At 32.8% G+C, this 323-nt stretch carries 1 pseudogene; it reads left to right on the forward strand.

Going from position 1 to position 323, the window contains the following annotated elements:
* Window positions 1–57: 57 nt before the first annotated feature.
* Window positions 58–323, forward strand: a pseudogene (locus tag AB4486_RS28285) (polysaccharide biosynthesis protein); the annotation flags it as partial.

Here is a 323-nt window from a genome sequence, read left to right on the forward strand (position 1 = left end):
ATATTAATGTTGTTACTGAGAAGTATTGTCGTGACAAAGTGCAAAGAGATTTATTAAATGTATTCAAATAATGCTGTTTTATTTAGTTTTGGTGTCGGAGGTCATTACTCTCAAGCCAACAGGTTAGCCAGAGTTTTACTCGATGATTTGAAAGAGTTTGACATAGTGACAATTTCCGATCTGAAGGAGAAACCGTTGTGGTCTGACCGACATTATGTTTGTGGTGAACTAAGAGAAAAAGATAGTCATTTTCAGGTTTTTACCAATCTTGGTCCCTTTCTTATTCTGAAAAAAAACTTAACCATAAAAAAAGAAAATAATAT

Origin of the sequence: Vibrio sp. 10N.222.55.C6, from assembly GCF_041473395.1 — a bacterium.
GTDB classification, from domain to species: domain Bacteria; phylum Pseudomonadota; class Gammaproteobacteria; order Enterobacterales; family Vibrionaceae; genus Vibrio; species Vibrio crassostreae_C.